This window comes from Paracoccus limosus, assembly GCF_009711185.1.
GTDB classification, from domain to species: Bacteria; Pseudomonadota; Alphaproteobacteria; order Rhodobacterales; family Rhodobacteraceae; genus Paracoccus; species Paracoccus limosus.
The window spans coordinates 278411-295328 of record NZ_WMIF01000001.1; the positions used below are offsets into that span (position 1 = coordinate 278411).

The window sequence follows — 16918 nt, forward strand, 5'->3', positions numbered from 1 at the left end:
CCGGCCAATGCGCCGATCACACCAACGGGAGCAATGCCATGAAAACAATGCTGATCCTGACCACGGCCCTCTGCGGGCTGGCCGTCTCGGCCCAGGCCCAGAACAAAGAGGTCAACGTCGTCTCCTGGGGCGGCGCCTATGAGAAATCGCAGGTCGAGGCCTATAACATTCCCTTCACCGCCAAGACCGGCATCAAGGTCAATATGATGGCCGCCGACAACCCGGCCACCCCCTTGAAGGCGCAGGTCGAGGCCAAGAACATCACCGGCGACGTCTTCGACATCGAGGTCTCGGACGCCATCCGCATGTGCGACGAGGGCGCGCTGGTCCAGATCGACCCGGCGACGCTGCCGGCTGCGCCCGACGGCACCCCGGCCAAGGATGATTTCATTCCTGGCGCGCTGCAGGATTGCGCCGTGGCCAACATCTTCTGGGGCACGGTCATCGCCTTCGACAAGACCAAGTTCGCCGACAATCCGCCCAAGACGGCGGCGGATTTCTTCGACACCGCGAAATTCCCCGGCAAGCGCGGCCTGCCCAAGAACCCCAAGCGCACGCTCTATCTGGCGCTGATCGCCGATGGCGTCGCGCCCGACCAGATCTATGAGACGCTCTCGACCCCCGAAGGCGTCGACCGCGCCTTTAAGAAGCTCGACACGATCAAGAAGGACGTGGTCTGGTGGGAGGCCGGCGCCCAGCCGGTGCAGCTGCTGGCGGATGGCGAAGTGACCATGGCCACCGGCTATAACGGCCGCTTCTTCGATGCCATGGTGGCCGAGGGCAAGCCCTTCGAGATCATCTGGGACGGCCAATACATGGACATGGACATGTTCGCCATTCCCAAGGGCTCGCCCAACCCCGAGGCGGCGATGGAATACCTGAAATTCGCCACCGACACCCAGCAGCTGGCCAATCAGGCGAAATGGATCGCCTATGGCCCGTCGCGGAAATCCTCGGCGGCGCTGGTCGGCAAATATCAGGACGGCAAGACCGACATGGGCCCGCATATGCCCACCAATGCCGAACACATGACCACCGCCGTCATGGACGATCCCGAATTCTGGGCCGACCATTCGGCCGAGCTGTCGGAACGTTTCAACAGCTGGCTGGCGGCCGGCTGATCCCGCTGTCGCCGCCCGGCCCGTCCGGGCGGCACCCCTTGCACGTTTTTTCCGCTGAAGGACCAAGATGGCCAACGCGCTTGACCCCCATGCAGCCATTGTCATCGAGGCGGGCGGCCTCGATCAGGGCGGCACGCTGAAAACCGCGGACGGACAGCCGCTTACCCGCGCCCTGGCGCGCAGCTCGCGCCGGGCGCGGCGCCGCGCCTTCCTGCTGGTGCTGCCGCTGCTTCTGTTCATCTTGATCACCTTCGTCGTGCCGATCGGGCAGATGCTGCAACGCTCGGTCAAGAACGACGGCTTCTCGGCCAATATGCCGCAGCTTTCGGCGTGGTTTCACGACCACCCGCGCGGCACCGAGCCCGATGATGCCGCCTGGGCGGCGCTGGCCGCCGACCTGACCGCCTCGGCCGAGGCGCGCAATATCGGCGTCGTCGGCACCCGCATCAACTATGACATGCCGGGCACGCGCTCGCTGTTCACCGCAGCCGGGCGCAAGGCGCGCGGCGGGATCGCGCCGCCCTATCGCGACGCCATTCTGGCGATGGACAAGAAATGGGGTGACCCGAAGCTTTGGGCAGTCATGCGCGAGGCGGCCTCGCCCTATACCGCGAACTTCTACCTTGCCGCCATCGACCGCAGCCGCGACGAAACCGGCAAGATCGTGCAGGCTCCGCCCGAGCAGCGCGTCTATCTTATGCTGTTCATGCGCACCTTCTGGCTGTCGCTGGTCATCACCTGCACCACCTTCCTGCTGGGCTTTCCGATCGCGCACCTTCTGGCCACGCTGCCGATGCGCAAGTCGAACCTGTTGATGATCCTTGTGCTTTTGCCGTTCTGGACCTCGCTTCTGGTCAGAACCACGGCCTGGATGGTGCTCTTGCAACAGCAAGGGGTCGTCAATGACGTGCTGGTCTGGCTGGGCATCATCAGCGACAGCGGCCGGTTGCAGATGATCTACAACCAGACCGGCACCATTATCGCGATGACGCATATCCTGCTGCCCTTCATGATCCTGCCGCTTTATTCGGTGATGCGCACGATCAACCCCTCTTATGTCCGCGCCGCCCGCAGTCTGGGCGCCAGCAGCTGGACGGCCTTCCGCCGGATCTATTTCCCGCAGACGCTACCGGGGCTGGGGGCGGGGGCGCTCCTCGTCTTCATCCTCGCGGTCGGCTATTACATCACGCCCGCGCTGGTCGGCGGCTCGTCGGGGCAGCTGATCTCGAACATGATCGCCATGCATATGACGCAGACACTGAACTGGTCGATGGCCGCGGCCCTTGCCGCGCTGCTGCTGGGCGGCGTGCTGCTGCTCTACTGGGTCTACGACCGTCTCGTCGGCATCGACAATCTGAAACTGGGGTAATCGCCATGGCGCTTCCGAAATACGCATCGCCTTTGGAAAAGGCCTGGCATTACGCCTATCTGGTGATCTGTGCCGCGATCTTCTTCTTCCTGATCGTGCCGATCGTGGTGGTCATTCCGCTGTCCTTCAACGCCGAGCCCTATTTCACCTTCACCAGCAAGATGCTCAGCTTCGATCCCTCGGGCTATTCGATGCGCTGGTATGACAGCCTGCTGACCTTCGGCATGCAGCAGCCCGACGCGCCGCGCGGGCTCAGCTGGTGGGCGGATGTCTGGCACAATGCGAAATGGGTGCAGGCGACGAAAAGCTCGATCATCATCGGCTTCTTCTCGACCGTCGTGGCGACGGTGCTGGGCACATTGGCCGCACTCGGTCTGTCGCGCCCCGAGATGCCTTACCGCCGCATCATCATGGCCATGCTGATCTCGCCGATGATCGTGCCGATCATCATCACGGCGACGGGGATGTTCTTCTTTTACTCGAACCCCTGCGAGCCGCTGACCTGGATCGGCCTCAACCCCAGCTGCGGCAAGCTTGCCGGCACCTATCTCGGCGTCATCCTGGCCCATGCCACGCTGGGCATCCCCTTCGTCATCATTACGGTGACGGCGACGCTGATCGGCTTTGACCAATCGCTGGCCCGCGCCGCCGCCAGCCTTGGCGCCAACCCGCGCACCACCTTCTTCCGCATCATCATGCCGCTGATCCTGCCCGGTGTGATCTCGGGCGCGCTCTTTGCCTTCGTCACCTCCTTCGACGAGGTGGTAGCGGTGCTCTTCATCGCCGGCCCCGATCAGCAGACGATCCCGCGCCAGATGTGGAACGGCATCCGCGAACAGATCTCGCCGGCGATCCTTGCGGTGGCGACGCTGCTCGTCATCTTCTCGATCGCGCTCCTGACCACGGTCGAGATGCTGCGCCGCCGCTCGGAACGGCTGCGGGGCATCACCCCGCACTAGGCGCCAAAGCCCCGACCCCCCGGAGCGCCGCCCATCAAGGCGGCGTTTCTCATATCCTTCACCATTTTCGCAAATACCCCCGCCGGCAGGCGGAACCGCGTCTCAGGGCAGGACCGAGATCCAGAACCAGATCGTCAGGATCGACAGCGCCGTCGAGACCAGCACCGTCGAGGCCGCCACCCGCTTCGCCGAATTGTAGATCGAGGCGAACAGATAGGCGTTCACCCCCGGCGCCATGCTGGCGGTGATCACTGCCGAGCGCATCGGCCCCACCGGCAGCTGAAACAGATGCCCCAGCGTCCATGTCGTCACCGGATGGATCACCAGCGAACACAGGCAGCAGATGGCAATGGCGGTGCTGTCGCCCTCGGGGCGGTAACGATACAGCACCCCGCCCAGACCGAACAGCGCCGCCGGCAGCGCCGCCTTGGCCATCATGTCGACGGCGGCCCAAAACCCCTGCGGCATCACCAGCCCCGCCTGCATCAGCAGGTTCATCACCGCCCCGCACAGGATGCCGATGATCAGCGGCGTATGCAGCACGCCCGACAGCGCCCGCATGGCGATCTGGCCCACGCGCAGGCTTTGCCCACGCGCGCGCGTAATCTCCATCATGGTGATGCCGAATGTGTAAAGCAGCGGCGAATGGATGGCGATGATCGCCACGTTGCCGGCCAGTGCTTGGGCGCCATAGGCGCGCTCCATGATCGGAATGCCGAGCAGCAGCGAGTTCGAGAACAGGCAGCAGAACCCGATCGCCACCGCATCCGTCGCCGGCCGCTTCAGCCAGTAAAGCGCCAGCCCCCAGCCGATGAAATAGGACAGGAAGGCGCCGCTATAGAACGCCACCCACATACCCAGATTGAAATTCTCGGCCATGTCCAGCCGCGCCACATTGGCAAACAGCAGCACCGGCACGGCAAAGTTCTGCGCAAAGCGCATCAGCCCGTCGACCGCCACCTCGGTGAACATCTTTCGCCAGGCAACCAGATAGCCAAAGCCGATGATGATGAAGACCGGAAGGATGACGTCGAAAAGAATGGTCATGTCAGGTGGAGGGTCAATCCGTCATGGGCAGGGATGACATGCGGCGGCGTCTCCTGCATGACCCGGTCGTGGTCCAGATCGATATGCATATTGGTGATGACACCGCGCAGCGCCTCGGAGCGCGCGATCCAGTCCAGCGCCTGCGCCAGATGGGCGTGGCTCGGATGCGAGCGATAGCGCAGCCCGTCGCAGATAAAGACCTCGGGCCCGGCGATGGCGGGCCATGCCGCCTCGGGGATGTCCTTGACATCGGGCAGATAGACCAGCCCGCCGGCGCGGCCGGGAATGCGAAAGCCAAGCGCGGGAATGTCGCCATGGCTGACCTCAAAGGGGATCAGCTCCAGCGTGCCGCCCTCGCCCTCGACGCGGAACGGTCCCTCGATCGGGACCAGCGTGCAGATCGGCGGATAGGACGAACCTTCGGGCGTTTCGAACACATAGCCAAAGCGCGCAAGCAGCGCGTCGCGGGTCTGGGCATCGGCATGGCAGGGGATGCGCCGGTCCATGTTATAGGCGATCTGGCGCAGGTCATCGATGCCATGGATGTGATCGGCATGGGGATGGGTATAGACCACCGCATCCAGCGCGCCGACCCCGGCATCCAGCAGCTGCGGCACCATGTCGGGCCCGGTGTCGATCAGCACGCGGGTCACGCCCGCCCCCGAGTGCCGCTCCAGCAGCAGCGAACAGCGGCGGCGGCGGTTGCGCGGATTGGTCGGGTCGCAATCGCCCCAGCGGTTGCCGAGCCGCGGCACCCCCCCGGACGAGCCGCAGCCCAGAATGATGGCGCGAAAGCCGTCATCCGTGCCGGAGGCCTCTGCCCCCAGACCGTTCGCGCCGCTCATATCCGGGCCTTGCTGAACAGCCGGTCGAAATTGGCCGTGGTCAGCGCGGCGAATTCGGCCTCGGTCATGCCCAAAGCTTCGGCGCCGACGCGCGCGGTATGCACGACATGCGCCGGCTCGTTGCGCTTGCCGCGATAGGGCGGCGGCGCCAGATAGGGAGCATCGGTCTCGATCAGGATGCGGTCGCGGGGCGCGGCGATAAAGATGTCGCGGATCTCGGTCGAGCGCGGAAAGGCCGCAATGCCCGACATCGACAGGTAAAAACCCAGATCCAGCGCGGTCGCCGCCAGCTCGGGGCCGCTGGTATAGCAATGCATGACACAGGAAAACGCGCCGACCCGGCGCTCTTCGGTCAGGATGCGGGCCATGTCGGCATCGGCATCGCGCGAATGGATGATCAGCGGCAGGCCGGTGCGGCGCGCGGCCTCAATATGGACGCGCAGGCTTTCGGCCTGAACGGCGGCACTTTCGGCGGTGTAATGGTAATCCAGCCCGGTCTCGCCGATGCCGACGAATTTCGGATGCCGGGCCAGCGCCACCAGCTGCTCGACCAGCACCATCGGCTCTTCGGCGGCATACATCGGATGGGTGCCGGCGGCATAGAACAGCCCGTCATGCGCCTCGGCCATGGCACGCACGGCGGGTTCCTTGCGCAGGCGGGTGCAGATGGTGACCATGCGGCGCACGCCTGCGGCATTGGCCCGTGTGATCAGCTCGGCGGTCTGGCCCTCGAAATCGGGGAAATCCAGATGGCAATGGCTGTCGACGAATTCGGGCAGGGCGGGGCGGTCGGTCATGGGATTTCCCTGTCGGCCCGGATCAGGCGGGCTGGTTCGCAAGCCCGATCAGCATATCCATCACCAGCGCGGCAGGGTCAAGGTTGACGGCTCGCGCCCTGCGGGCACGGGCCGATAGCTCGGCCTGCGCCGCAGCCCATTGCTGGGCGGCGCGCTGGTCGGGCGCCAGCCGCGTCAGCACCTCGGCCTCGCCTCGCGCGGCCTCGGGCAGGGGGGCGCCCAGCAGCCCGGCGCGGGCGGCGCGGGTCAGGAACCGGTCCAGCAGCGTCACGATCAGGTCAAAGGGATCGCCCTCGGCGCTGGCGCGCCCGGCGGCCTGTTCGGCCAGCGCGGCGGCACTGGGCCGGTCGATGCGCGGATGGCGGCTGAACAGATCGACGATCTTCTGATAGGCAGCCAGCCCGTCCTGCCCGGCCAGCCGCACCGCCTCGCCGACCGAGCCGCCGGCCAGCGCCGCCAGCTTTTCGGCATCGCCACCGATGCCGAGGTCCTGCAGGATATCCGCCATGTCTTCGGCGCCCAGCGGTTGCAGCCGCAACTCGCGGCAGCGCGAGCGGATCGTCGGCAGCAGACGGCCCGGCTGATGCGCGACCAACAGCAGCGTGGCCTGCGCCGGCGGTTCCTCCAACTGCTTCAGCAGCGCATTGGCGGCGGCCGGGTTCATCTCGTCGGCGGCATCGATGATGGCGACGCGGCTGCCGCCCTCGGCGGCGCTCATGTGAAAGAAGCCTTGCAGCTTGCGGATCTCGTCCACGGTGATTTCGCTGCGCAGCCGGCCGGTCTTTTCATCGACGGGGCGGCGCACCAGATGCAGGCGCGGTTCGGACAGCGCGCGAATGCGCCGCGCGACCGGCAGCTCGGGGTCGATGTCCAGACTGTCCTCGGGCGATCCGGCCAGCAGCCAGTGCGCAATGGCCCAGGCCAGCGTCGCCTTGCCGGTGCCGCGCGGGCCGGTCAGCAGCCAGGCGTGATGCAGCCGGCCGGCGCGGGCCGAGGCCAGAAAATCGCCGACCGCCTGATCCTGACCCAGCACCCGCGTGGCCTCGCGCGGGTGGGGGGCGCCGGGGGCGCGGTCGGGTTCGGGCGGGGTGTCGTCGCTCATAGCGCGGCCATGATGCGGGCGGCGACGGTATCGGCATCGCCGCTGCCGTCGATCACCCGGATGCGGTCGGGAAATTCCTGCGCCAGCGCCAGAAATCCGGCGCGCAGCCGCTGCTGAAAATCAAGGCCAAGGCTTTCGTAACGGTCCTCGCTTCCGCCGCGCGACCGACCGCGCGCCAGCGAAACCGCCGGGTCAATGTCGATGACAAAGCTGCGGTCAGGCTCGATGCCGATGACCAGCCGGTGCAACTCCTCGACCAGCCGGCGGTTCTCGGCCCGCACCAAGCCCTGATAGACGCGGCTGGAATCGGCAAAGCGGTCGCTGATGACCCAATCGCCACGCGCCAGAGCCGGGCGAATGGTGCGTTCCAGATGGTCGCGGCGGGCGGCGTTGAACAGCAAAAGTTCGGTCTCCGGCGACCAGCGTTCGCCGCCGCCCTCGACCAGCAGGCGCCGGATTTCCTCGGCGCCGGGGCTGCCGCCGGGCTCGCGGGTCAGGACGCAGTTCTGGCCACGAGCGCGCAGCACCTCGGCCAGCCGCCGGGCCTGAGTGGACTTGCCCGAGCCGTCGATGCCTTCGAAACTGAGAAACATCAGCGCCGGATCAATTCGCGACGGCGTGGACGGCGCGTTCGCTCAGGCGCAGCGCGGCGTTCTGCAAGCGGCCAAAGACACCGGCGCGGCCCACATCATCGGCCGCCAGCAGCGGCAGGCGCGACTGGCCGGCGCCGGGGATATTGACCAGCAATTCGCCCAGCTTGTCGCCCTTGGTGATCGGCGCCTCGATCGGGCCGTTGAAGACGGCCTCGGCAGTGACACCCGCTTGCGCGCCCGCCGGCAAAAGCACCCGCACGCCCTCGGCAGTGGTCAGGCCGACGCGGCTGCGCTCGCCCAGCCAGACCGGGGCCTGCGCCACGATTTCGCCCTTGGGCAGCAGGGTCCGCATGGTGAACTGGCGATAGGCCCAATTGGCGATGCGCTCGGCCTCTTCGGCGCGGGCCTTGTCGCTGGGCAGGCCGGTGATGACAAAGATGATGCGCCGGTCACCCTGCACTGCCGAGCCGACCAGACCATAGCCCGCTTCCTGCGTGTGGCCGGTCTTCAGCCCGTCGGCCTTCCAGTCGCCACCATGCAGCTTGAGCAGCGGGTTGCGGTTGTTGGCGTTCGAGGGCACGCGATTCTTGTAATTATATTCGGTCAGGGCGAAGTTCTTGTAAAGCTCGGGAAAATCATTGATCAGATGCTCGGCCAGGATGCCCAGATCGCGCATGGACATGCGGTGGTCGGGATTGGGCCAGCCCGAGGCATTGGCAAAATGCGATTGCGTCATGCCCAGTTGCTTGGCGCGCTCGTTCATCGAGCGGGCGAAGGCCTCTTCGGTGCCGGCCAGCCCTTCGGCCACCACGACGCAGGCGTCATTGCCCGAATTGATGATGATGCCGTGGATCAGCTCTTCGACCGTGGGGCGGTCGGCAGGCTCGACGAACATGCGCGAGCCGCCCATCTGCCAGGCCTTGGTCGAGACCGGGAATGTGGTGTCCATGTTGACACGGCCGTCATGCAGCGCCTCGAACAGCATGTTCAGCGTCATTAGCTTGGACATCGAGGCGGGCGGCAGCGGCTGATCGGCGTTCTTTTCCATCAGCACGGTGCCGGTCGGCACGTCATAGACCCAGGCCGCGCTGGCATTGGTGTCGAAGGCGCGCGCCGGAAGAGCCAGCGTCATGGCCAGGGCGATGAGGCGAAAAGTCAGAGCGCGCATGGATCTTCCTCGGGATGTCGCTTTGCCTTCATGGTTAGCGCAGCGCCCGCCGGCCCGCAACGCCGGACCGACAACGCGAATACCCGCGGGTTCGATCTGCCACAGGTTGCAACCCGCGCCGCCCGCCACCGCCCCGCCGCGTCAATAGCTGCGGATCAGCCCCACCAGCCGGCCCTGTACGTTGACCTTGTCTTCGGGCAGCACGCGGGTTTCATAGGCCGGGTTCGCCGCCTCCAGCGCGATCATGCCCCCCTTGCGGCGATAGCGTTTCAGCGTCGCCTCGAACCCCTCGACCAGCGCCACGACGATATCGCCATTCTCGGCCGTATCCTGTTCGCGGATCACCACCACATCGCCATCGTTGATCCCGGCCTCGATCATCGAGTCGCCCTTGACCTCCAGCGCATAGTGCCGCTCTTTCCCCGCGAGCATCGAGCCGGGCACGGCGATGTGATGCGAGACCTCGGAAATCGCCTCGATCGGCACGCCGGCGGCGATGCGTCCCATCACCGGCAGATCCACCGCCGAAACCGACACCTCCAGCGCGCCGCGCGGCAGCGGTTGCGCCGGGCGGGCGTCGCCTTCGATGACGCGGGGGGTGAAATTGCCGCTGCCACGGCTCAGCGTTTCGGGCAGCCGGACGATTTCCAGCGCGCGGGCGCGATGCGGCAGGCGGCGGATGAAGCCGCGTTCTTCAAGAGCGGTCACGAGGCGATGAATTCCCGATTTCGAGCGCAGGTCCAGCGCGAGTTTCATTTCGTCAAACGAGGGCGGCACACCGTCGCGGGCCATGCGCGCCTGAATGAACTCAAGCAGCTGGATTTGCTTTTTCGTCAGCATATTTGTCCCCGCCTTGCCGAAACCGGCATTATGTTCCGCTAATGTTCTAGCGGACTCAATCTCTTGCGTCAACTCTTAAGCCGATTCGGGTAAACAGCCGGTTAAGCAAGATCAGAGCGGCAGATAGTGCATCATTTCGCCGGCGCGACGGGCCGGATCGCCTGCCGGGCGCAGCAGCAGCGCATCGGCTTCGGCCAGAATCCACAGCCGGGCGCTGTCCTGATCGCCAAAGGGGTCGATGCCGGGCAGGCCCGCGCCGGGCACCAGCCTAGCGCGCAGGTAATGCTGGCGATCACCCTCGGGCGGCAGGTCGCGGGTCAACAGGCCCGAGGCCAGCTCCGGCCCCGGCGGCAGCCTCTGCATGGCCCGGATCAGCGGTTGCATGAACAGTTTCGCGCAGACCACGGCCGAGACGGGATTGCCCGGCAGACCCAGCATTGCAGCCGTCCCGATCCGCCCCGCCATCAGCGGCTTTCCGGGCCGCATCGCCAGCTTGTAGAAACTGCGCTCCATGCCCAGATCGGCCGAGACCTTGGCAATCAGGTCGTGATCGCCGACCGAGGCGCCGCCGATGGTCACGATCAGATCGCAGCCCCCGGCCTCGGCAAAACGGGCGCGCAGGCTGTCTTCGGTGTCGCGCGCCAGTTCCAGCACCAGCGGCTCGGCCCCGGCCTCGCGCGCGAGCGCCGCAATGGCGATGTCATTGCTGCTGATGATCTGGCCTGCCGCCGGCGTCTCGCCCGGGCGCACCAGTTCATCGCCGCCGGCAAGGATCGCCACCCGGGGCCGCCGCGCGACCGTGATCCGCGCCACATTCATCGCCGCAATCAGCCCCAGATCCGAGGCGCGCAGCGCCCGCGCCGGCTGGAACTCCGATCCTTGCGCGAAATCATTGCCTTGCGCGCGGATATTGCGATTGTCTCCGACCTCGGCCACGCGGATCGTATCGCCGTCACGCGTGACGATTTCCTGGATCACCACGCGGTCACAGCCCGCAGGCACCGGCGCGCCGGTAAATATGCGCACCGCCGCGCCCTCGGGCACCGTCCCCGCATAGGGCACGCCTGCCGCCGCCGTGCCGACCACGGGCAGCGGCCCCGGCAGATCGTCCGAGCGCAGCGCATAGCCGTCCATGGCCGAGGCATCAAACGGCGGCTGCGTCAGCCGCGCCACCGCCGGCGCCGCCATAGCGCGCCCCAGCGCATCCTCTACGGCGATCTCTTCGGTTTTCACCGGGCCGGCCAGCGCCAGCACCAGCGCATGGGCCTCATCGACGCTGATCATCATTCCCCCTCAGGGCGCGCGGAATTCGCCCGATTTGCCGCCGGTCTTGGAAAGCAGACGGATGCCTTCGATGCGCATGTCCTTCTGCGCGGCCTTCAGCATGTCATAGACGGTCAGACAGGCGGTCGAAACGGCGGTCAGCGCCTCCATTTCCACCCCGGTCTTGCCTGCCGTGCGCACGGTCGCGGTGACGCGGATGCCGGGCAGGGCGGGTTCCGCCACCAGATCGACGGCGACCTTGGTGATGGGCAGCGGATGGCACAGCGGGATCAGATCCGAGGTGCGTTTCGCCCCCATGATCCCCGCCAGCCGGGCCACGCCCAGCACGTCCCCCTTGGCCGCGCCGCCCTGCGCGAGGGCCAGCGTCTCGGGCGACATGATGACGACGCCCTCGGCCACCGCCTCGCGCGCAGTGTCGGGCTTGGCCGAGACATCGACCATATGCGCCTGACCCGCCGCGTCGAAATGCGTCAGGCTCATGCGGCAAGGCCCAGAATTTCGCGGGTGGCGGCGGTCACGTCCTGCTGGCGCATCAGGCTTTCGCCGATCAGGAAACGCTCGATCCCGGCATCCGCCATGCGGTCCAGATCGGCAGGGGTGAAAAGCCCGCTTTCGCAGACCAGATCGCGGCCCTGCACCATCGGGGCCAGCCGCAAGGTGGTGTCCAAACTGACCTCGAAGGTTTTAAGGTTGCGGTTGTTCACCCCGATCAGTGGCGATTTCAGGCGCAGGGCGCGCTCCATCTCGGCCTCGTCATGCACCTCGATCAGCGCGTCCATGCCCCAATGGAACGCGGCATCTTCAAGCTCGGCGGCAAGGGTATCGTCAAGGCTTGCCATGATAATGAGGATGCAATCGGCGCCCCAGGCACGGGCCTCGGCCACCTGATAGGTGTCGTAAAGGAAATCTTTGCGCAGCGCCGGCAGATCGCAGGCGGCGCGGGCGGCGGTCAGAAACTCGGGCGCGCCTTGGAAGCTGGGACCGTCGGTCAGCACCGAAAGACAGGCCGCGCCGCCCGCCTGATAGGCCTGCGCCAGCGCCGGCGGATCGAAATCGGGGCGGATCAACCCTTTCGACGGGCTGGCCTTTTTGATCTCGGCAATCAGCGCATGGCCGGTTGCCGCCTTGTCCGCAAGCGCCCGGGCAAAGCCGCGCGGGGCGTCTGCGGCACGCGCGGCCTCCTCGACGCTAGACAGCGGGCGGGCGGCCTTTGCGGCGGCGATTTCCTCAAGCTTGTAGGCTTTGATGCGGTCCAGAATATCCATGTCTTGTCCTTACGCTGCCGGGGCGGTTTCGCAAAGCGCCCAGTCGATGGGCGTCTCGCCTTGCGCGGCCAGCCAATCATTCACCCGGCTGAACGGGCGTGAGCCAAAGAACCCCCGCCGCGCCGACAAGGGCGAGGGATGGGCGCTTTCGATCACCAGATCCTGCGGGCGCGGCAAACCTGCCAGCGCCTTTTGCGCATGCGCCCCCCACAGGATAAAGGCCAAGGGCCGCTCGGCTTGCGCGCGGCGCACCGCCTGCCGAGCCAGCCGGTCCCAGCCCCATTTCGCATGCACGCCCGCCTGACCCGGCAGGACCGACAGCGAGGTATTGAGCAAAAGCACCCCCTGCCGCGCCCAATGCGACAGATCGCCATTGCCGGGCGTTGCGCCCAGATCGTCGCGCATCTCGGCATAGATGTTCTTCAGCGACCGGGGCAGGGCAGTTTCCGGCGTTACCGAAAAGGCCAGCCCATTGGCATCGCCGGGTGTCGGATAGGGGTCTTGCCCCAGCAGCACCACGCGCACCCGCTCGGGCGGGGTCAGCTCCAGCGCGGCAAAGACCCGGTCGGGGCCGGGCAGCCAGTCCGGGGCCACCAGCCGGTCGCGGATCGACGGCCAGTCCTCGCGGAAGAACGCCAGATCGGCCCAGGCCGGCGGGATCCGGGCCGGTTGCATCAGGCTTGCGGCTCGGGTGCGCCGACCAGAGCGGCCAGCGCAGCCAGCTTGGCGGCCGCCTTGCCGCTGTCAATCGACTCGGCCGCCATCGCCGCACCTTCGCGCAGATCCGCAGCCTTGCCCGCGATCAGCAGCGCGGCGGCGGCGTTCAGCAGCACCGCATCGCGATAGGCGCCGGTATCGCCCGCCAGCAGCCGACGCAACGCGCCCGCGTTCTGCGCCGGATCGCCGCCCAGCACCGCCTCGAACGGATGCACCGGCAGGCCGGCATCCTCGGGGCTGATCTCGAATTCGCTGATCTCGCCGCCTTTCAACTCGGCGACCCAGGTCGGCCCGGCGATGGAGATCTCATCCGTACCGTCCGAGCCATGCACCAGCCAAGCCAGATCACTGCCCAGCTCGCGCAGCGTCTCGGCCATGGGCCGGTTCCAGACCCGGTCGAAGGTGCCCGTCAACTGCCGCCGCACCGAGCCCGGATTGGTCATCGGTCCCAGCAGGTTAAAGATCGTGCGCGTGCCCAGCTCGGCCCGCGCCGGGCCGACATGGCGCATGGCGGGGTGATGCATCGGCGCCATCATGAAGCAGATGCCGGTTTCGGCCAGCGCGCGTTCGGCCACCTCGGGCGGCGTCATCACGTTCAGGCCCAGATGGGTGATGGCATCGGCGCTGCCGGATTTCGACGACAGGTTGCGGTTGCCATGTTTCGCCACCGGCACGCCCGCGCCCGCCACCACAAAGGCCGTCGCAGTCGAGATGTTCAGCGTGCCCTTGCCGTCGCCGCCGGTGCCGACGATGTCCATCGCGCCTTCGGGCGCCTTGATGCGGTTCATGCGCGCGCGCATGGCGCGGGTGGCGGCGGCCATTTCCTCGACCGTCTCGCCACGCACGCGCATCGCCATCAACAGGCCGCCGATCTGGGCGGGGGTGGCCGCCCCCTCGAACAGCGCTCCAAAGGCATCCTCGGCCTCGGCTCCGGTCAGCGGGCGGCTGGCGGCAACGCCGATCAGCGGGCGGATATCGGTCACGCTCATGCCGCCGCGCCCAGATTGCTGCACCGGCTCAGGAAATTGCGGATCATGTCGTGACCGTATTCCGAGGCGATGCTTTCGGGGTGGAACTGCACGCCCTCGATGGGCAGGCTGCGGTGCATCAGCCCCATGATGGTGCCGTCGCCTGCCGTCGCGGTCACGCGCAGGCAGTCGGGCAGGGTCTCGGGTTCCACGGTCAGCGAATGATAGCGCGTTGCCGTCAGGGGCGAAGGCAGGCCGCTGAAGACGCCGGTGCCGTCATGGCTGATCGCATCGGTCTTGCCATGCACGATGCGCGCGGCGCGTACGACCTTGCCGCCAAAGGCCTCGCCGATGGCCTGATGGCCCAGACAGACGCCGAACAGCGGAATCGCCCGCGCGGCCGCCGCCTTGATCAGCGGCACGATGATGCCCGCCTGCGCCGGATCGCAAGGCCCGGGCGAGATGACGATGCCCTGCGCGCCCATGGCCAGCGCCTCATCGACCGACAGCACGTCATTGCGCCGCACCACCACATCGGCCCCCGCCTCGCCCATGTAATGCACGAGGTTCCAGGTAAAGCTGTCGTAATTGTCGATGAGCAGGATCATGGCACTCGCCTTGGGTTGGGGGCATTGCATTAGGGGTGCACCCCGGGAAATCTGCGGCTATAGATGGGCTAAAGTGCCGCAAGGGGTCAAGCCTGCGGGGCAAGAAAAACAGGCGCGGGCGGGACGGATGGCCAGGGGATTTGCGGCAGGGCTGGTTCATGGGGCGCTGGCATGCGGCGCGGGGCTGGTGGCGCTGTCGCTGCTTTTGCCGCAACCGCCGCGCCCGGTGGCCTTGCCTGAAACCGTGGCCCCCGAAACTGCGCCTCCTGAAGCCGTGATCCCGAAGCCGGTGATCCCCGAAACCATGGCCCCCGAAACGCCCGCAGCCCCGGCGATGCCGCAGGCCGCGCCCGGCCCGGCCCCGACCCTTGGCGATACCACGCCCGAGTCCGCGCCGCAGATCCCCGCCGCAGAAGCGCCCGCCGGCCAGCCCTCGGCACCCGCCGCCCTGACCGGGGCCGGCCCGGCGGCCTCGGCGCTGGACCTGCCGGTCGGCTCGGAATTCGCGCGTGGCCCCGACAGCGCCCCGTCGCGCCCCGAGGCGATGGCCCGCGTCGCGCCGCCGGCTGCGGCGGTGCCGCAGGTCGCCCTTCCGGCGCGCGAGGTGGTGCCCGCCATGGACAGCAGCACCGAGCCCCGGCAAGAGGCCCCCGGCGCGCCGCTCTTGCCGGTGCCCCCCGCCGATGCGCCCATGGCACCCGAAGGGGCGGGTGCTGCGCCTGCGGCCGATGCCGCCCCGTCGCGCGCGGCCGCCCCGGCGCTGGATCACGTCACCGCAGCCGCCCCGGCGCCGGTCAGCGCACCGATGCCCGAAGCTCAGGCCAGCGCCCATGAGGCCCCCGAGGCTCCGGCCCCCGAGATCCCCGCCGCAACACCGGCCCCGGTCGCCATCCCCGAGACCCCGGCCAGCGCCCCGGCCGAGACCGCACCCGCCGCAACCCCGGCGACCGGCACCCCCGACCTCTCCACCCCGCCCGATTTCGGCGCCCTGCGCCTGACCAAACCATGAGAATGCCGATGCCGCCCCTCAGCGCCGCCCCCGTCAACCCCGCTCTGGCCGCCACCTTCCGCCCGCCGGTGATGGAGGCGCGGCGCTGGCTCGACGGCGTGACATTCCCGCCCGACCGTCCGCTGATCAACGTCAGTCAGGCTGCCCCGGTCGATCCGCCGCCAGACCCCCTGCGCCGCGCCATGGCCGAGGCGGCGCTGAACCAGCCCGACGCGCATCTTTACGGCCCGGTGCTGGGCCGCAGCGCGCTGCGCGAGGCGGTGGCCCGCGAGTGGTCGGCGGCTTACGGCGCGGCCATCGCGCCCTCGCAGGTGGCCATCACCCAGGGCTGCAATCAGGCTTTCTGCGCCGCAATCCAGACGCTGGCCGGGCCGGGGGATGAAATCATCCTACCGCTGCCCTGGTATTTCAACCACAAGATGTGGCTCGACATGCAGGGCATCACCGCCGTCGGACTGCACTGTGGTCAGGGCATGATCCCCGACGCGGCCGAGGCCGCCAAACTGATCACCGGGCGCACGCGCGCCATCGTGCTGGTCAGCCCCAACAACCCCTCGGGCGCGGAATACCCGGCCCGGACGCTGCGCGCCTTTTATGATCTGGCACGCGCGCATGGCCTCGCGCTGATCGTGGACGAAACCTATCGCGATTTCGACAGCCGCGACGGCGCGCCGCATGACCTGTTCACCGATCCCGGCTGGGGCGACACGCTGATCCACCTCTACAGCTTTTCCAAGGCCTACCGGCTGACCGGCCACCGTGTCGGCGCGCTGGTCAGCGGCGAATCGCGGATGATCGAGGTCGAGAAATTCCTTGATACCGTGGCGATCTGCGCCAGCCAGATCGGCCAGATCGGCGCCACCTGGGGCATGGAGCACCTGCGCGACTGGGTGGCGGGCGAACGCGACGAGATCCTGCGCCGCCGCGCGGCGATGCAGGCCGGCATGGACAGTCTGGATGGCTGGGTGGTCAAGGGCTGCGGCGCCTATTTCGCCTGGGTGCGCCACCCCTATGCACAAAGCTCGGCCGAACTCGCCCCGCGTCTGGTGGCCGAGGCAGGTCTTCTGATGCTGCCCGGCACCATGTTCATGCCCGAGGGCGACCCCGAGGGCGCGGCGCATTTCCGCATCGCCTTCGCCAATGCCGATCCCGCCGGCATCGCCGAAATGGTCGAACGGCTGCGGCACTGGCGACCCTGATCCGACAGGGGGGCCCCGGCGCATTTG

At 67.5% G+C, this 16918-nt stretch carries 18 protein-coding genes; 5 read left to right on the top strand and 13 right to left on the bottom strand.

What is annotated here, in order from left to right:
* Window positions 1-38: 38 nt before the first annotated feature.
* From GL279_RS01465 to GL279_RS01475, 3 genes are all read left to right on the top strand, one after another.
* Window positions 39-1121, top strand: coding sequence for an ABC transporter substrate-binding protein (locus GL279_RS01465; protein ID WP_155062817.1), 1083 nt, complete (start codon window positions 39-41; stop codon window positions 1119-1121).
* Window positions 1122-1188: 67 nt separating this feature from the next.
* The gene (locus GL279_RS01470) at window positions 1189-2490 is read left to right on the top strand and encodes an ABC transporter permease (RefSeq protein WP_155062819.1); all 1302 of its coding nucleotides are present in this window, start codon (window positions 1189-1191) and stop codon (window positions 2488-2490) included.
* Window positions 2491-2495: 5 nt separating this feature from the next.
* Window positions 2496-3449: an ABC transporter permease gene (locus tag GL279_RS01475; RefSeq protein WP_155062821.1), complete on the top strand. Its 954-nt coding sequence runs from the start codon at window positions 2496-2498 to the stop codon at window positions 3447-3449.
* 102 nt (window positions 3450-3551) lie between these two features.
* Here GL279_RS01475 and GL279_RS01480 read toward each other — a convergent pair whose 3' ends face one another.
* The 13 genes from GL279_RS01480 to GL279_RS01540 all read right to left on the bottom strand — a co-directional run bounded on the left by GL279_RS01480 (window position 3552) and on the right by GL279_RS01540 (window position 14683).
* Window positions 3552-4496: an AEC family transporter gene (locus GL279_RS01480; RefSeq protein ID WP_155062823.1), complete on the bottom strand. Its 945-nt coding sequence runs from the start codon at window positions 4494-4496 to the stop codon at window positions 3552-3554.
* Window positions 4493-5341: an MBL fold metallo-hydrolase gene (locus GL279_RS01485; protein WP_155062825.1), complete on the bottom strand. Its 849-nt coding sequence runs from the start codon at window positions 5339-5341 to the stop codon at window positions 4493-4495. The genes GL279_RS01480 and GL279_RS01485 overlap by 4 nt, the downstream gene beginning before the upstream one ends.
* Complete coding sequence (locus tag GL279_RS01490; protein WP_155062827.1) at window positions 5338-6138, bottom strand: TatD family hydrolase; 801 nt, start codon at window positions 6136-6138, stop codon at window positions 5338-5340. The genes GL279_RS01485 and GL279_RS01490 overlap by 4 nt, the downstream gene beginning before the upstream one ends.
* Before the next feature lie 22 nt (window positions 6139-6160).
* Window positions 6161-7240 carry a DNA polymerase III subunit delta' gene (locus tag GL279_RS01495; protein ID WP_155062828.1) on the bottom strand — a complete coding sequence of 360 codons (1080 nt, stop codon included), beginning with the start codon at window positions 7238-7240 and terminating at the stop codon, window positions 6161-6163.
* A complete protein-coding gene (tmk, locus tag GL279_RS01500; RefSeq protein ID WP_155062830.1) occupies window positions 7237-7833 on the bottom strand; it encodes a dTMP kinase in 597 nt (198 codons plus the stop codon). Before tmk ends, GL279_RS01495 begins: the two co-directional genes overlap by 4 nt.
* Window positions 7834-7843: 10 nt before the next feature.
* Window positions 7844-9001 (bottom strand): D-alanyl-D-alanine carboxypeptidase family protein, encoded by a 1158-nt coding sequence (locus GL279_RS01505; RefSeq protein ID WP_155062831.1) that lies wholly within the window; start codon window positions 8999-9001, stop codon window positions 7844-7846.
* Between the two features lie 141 nt (window positions 9002-9142).
* The gene (lexA, locus tag GL279_RS01510; RefSeq protein ID WP_155062833.1) at window positions 9143-9841 is read right to left on the bottom strand and encodes a transcriptional repressor LexA; all 699 of its coding nucleotides are present in this window, start codon (window positions 9839-9841) and stop codon (window positions 9143-9145) included.
* A 111-nt stretch (window positions 9842-9952) separates the two neighbouring features.
* Complete coding sequence (locus GL279_RS01515; RefSeq protein WP_155062834.1) at window positions 9953-11125, bottom strand: molybdopterin molybdotransferase MoeA; 1173 nt, start codon at window positions 11123-11125, stop codon at window positions 9953-9955.
* 9 nt (window positions 11126-11134) lie between these two features.
* The gene (gene moaC / locus GL279_RS01520) at window positions 11135-11605 is read right to left on the bottom strand and encodes a cyclic pyranopterin monophosphate synthase MoaC (protein WP_155062835.1); all 471 of its coding nucleotides are present in this window, start codon (window positions 11603-11605) and stop codon (window positions 11135-11137) included.
* Window positions 11602-12390, bottom strand: coding sequence for an indole-3-glycerol phosphate synthase TrpC (gene trpC / locus GL279_RS01525; RefSeq protein WP_155062836.1), 789 nt, complete (start codon window positions 12388-12390; stop codon window positions 11602-11604). The genes moaC and trpC overlap by 4 nt, the downstream gene beginning before the upstream one ends.
* 9 nt (window positions 12391-12399) lie before the next feature.
* Entirely contained in the window at window positions 12400-13065 is a 666-nt protein-coding gene (locus GL279_RS01530; RefSeq protein ID WP_155062837.1) for a uracil-DNA glycosylase, read from the bottom strand.
* Window positions 13065-14096 carry an anthranilate phosphoribosyltransferase gene (gene trpD / locus GL279_RS01535; protein ID WP_155062838.1) on the bottom strand — a complete coding sequence of 344 codons (1032 nt, stop codon included), beginning with the start codon at window positions 14094-14096 and terminating at the stop codon, window positions 13065-13067. The genes GL279_RS01530 and trpD overlap by 1 nt, the downstream gene beginning before the upstream one ends.
* Window positions 14093-14683 carry an anthranilate synthase component II gene (locus GL279_RS01540; protein ID WP_155062839.1) on the bottom strand — a complete coding sequence of 197 codons (591 nt, stop codon included), beginning with the start codon at window positions 14681-14683 and terminating at the stop codon, window positions 14093-14095. The genes trpD and GL279_RS01540 overlap by 4 nt, the downstream gene beginning before the upstream one ends.
* Before the next feature lie 127 nt (window positions 14684-14810).
* On the opposite strand from GL279_RS01540, the gene GL279_RS01545 reads away from it, so the two are divergent.
* Together GL279_RS01545 and GL279_RS01550 are read left to right on the top strand one after the other, a co-directional pair.
* Window positions 14811-15692, top strand: coding sequence for a hypothetical protein (locus tag GL279_RS01545; RefSeq protein ID WP_155062840.1), 882 nt, complete (start codon window positions 14811-14813; stop codon window positions 15690-15692).
* Window positions 15693-15700: 8 nt separating this feature from the next.
* Complete coding sequence (locus GL279_RS01550; RefSeq protein ID WP_155062841.1) at window positions 15701-16891, top strand: aminotransferase; 1191 nt, start codon at window positions 15701-15703, stop codon at window positions 16889-16891.
* Window positions 16892-16918: the final 27 nt, after the last annotated feature.

Excerpts from the sequence above, each read along its gene's own strand:
- lexA (WP_155062833.1), bottom strand. The coding sequence starts at position 9,841 with ATGCTGACGAAAAAGCAAATCCAGCTGCTTGAGTTCATTCAGGCGCGC.
- GL279_RS01515 (WP_155062834.1), bottom strand. The coding sequence starts at position 11,125 with ATGATCAGCGTCGATGAGGCCCATGCGCTGGTGCTGGCGCTGGCCGGC.
- GL279_RS01550 (WP_155062841.1), top strand. The coding sequence starts at position 15,701 with ATGCCGCCCCTCAGCGCCGCCCCCGTCAACCCCGCTCTGGCCGCCACC.
- GL279_RS01495 (WP_155062828.1), bottom strand. The coding sequence starts at position 7,240 with ATGAGCGACGACACCCCGCCCGAACCCGACCGCGCCCCCGGCGCCCCC.
- GL279_RS01480 (WP_155062823.1), bottom strand. The coding sequence starts at position 4,496 with ATGACCATTCTTTTCGACGTCATCCTTCCGGTCTTCATCATCATCGGC.
- GL279_RS01470 (WP_155062819.1), top strand. The coding sequence starts at position 1,189 with ATGGCCAACGCGCTTGACCCCCATGCAGCCATTGTCATCGAGGCGGGC.
- GL279_RS01545 (WP_155062840.1), top strand. The coding sequence starts at position 14,811 with ATGGCCAGGGGATTTGCGGCAGGGCTGGTTCATGGGGCGCTGGCATGC.
- tmk (WP_155062830.1), bottom strand. The coding sequence starts at position 7,833 with ATGTTTCTCAGTTTCGAAGGCATCGACGGCTCGGGCAAGTCCACTCAG.
- GL279_RS01475 (WP_155062821.1), top strand. The coding sequence starts at position 2,496 with ATGGCGCTTCCGAAATACGCATCGCCTTTGGAAAAGGCCTGGCATTAC.
- trpD (WP_155062838.1), bottom strand. The coding sequence starts at position 14,096 with ATGAGCGTGACCGATATCCGCCCGCTGATCGGCGTTGCCGCCAGCCGC.
- trpC (WP_155062836.1), bottom strand. The coding sequence starts at position 12,390 with ATGGATATTCTGGACCGCATCAAAGCCTACAAGCTTGAGGAAATCGCC.
- GL279_RS01530 (WP_155062837.1), bottom strand. The coding sequence starts at position 13,065 with ATGCAACCGGCCCGGATCCCGCCGGCCTGGGCCGATCTGGCGTTCTTC.
- GL279_RS01540 (WP_155062839.1), bottom strand. The coding sequence starts at position 14,683 with ATGATCCTGCTCATCGACAATTACGACAGCTTTACCTGGAACCTCGTG.
- GL279_RS01505 (WP_155062831.1), bottom strand. The coding sequence starts at position 9,001 with ATGCGCGCTCTGACTTTTCGCCTCATCGCCCTGGCCATGACGCTGGCT.
- GL279_RS01465 (WP_155062817.1), top strand. The coding sequence starts at position 39 with ATGAAAACAATGCTGATCCTGACCACGGCCCTCTGCGGGCTGGCCGTC.
- moaC (WP_155062835.1), bottom strand. The coding sequence starts at position 11,605 with ATGAGCCTGACGCATTTCGACGCGGCGGGTCAGGCGCATATGGTCGAT.
- GL279_RS01490 (WP_155062827.1), bottom strand. The coding sequence starts at position 6,138 with ATGACCGACCGCCCCGCCCTGCCCGAATTCGTCGACAGCCATTGCCAT.
- GL279_RS01485 (WP_155062825.1), bottom strand. The coding sequence starts at position 5,341 with ATGAGCGGCGCGAACGGTCTGGGGGCAGAGGCCTCCGGCACGGATGAC.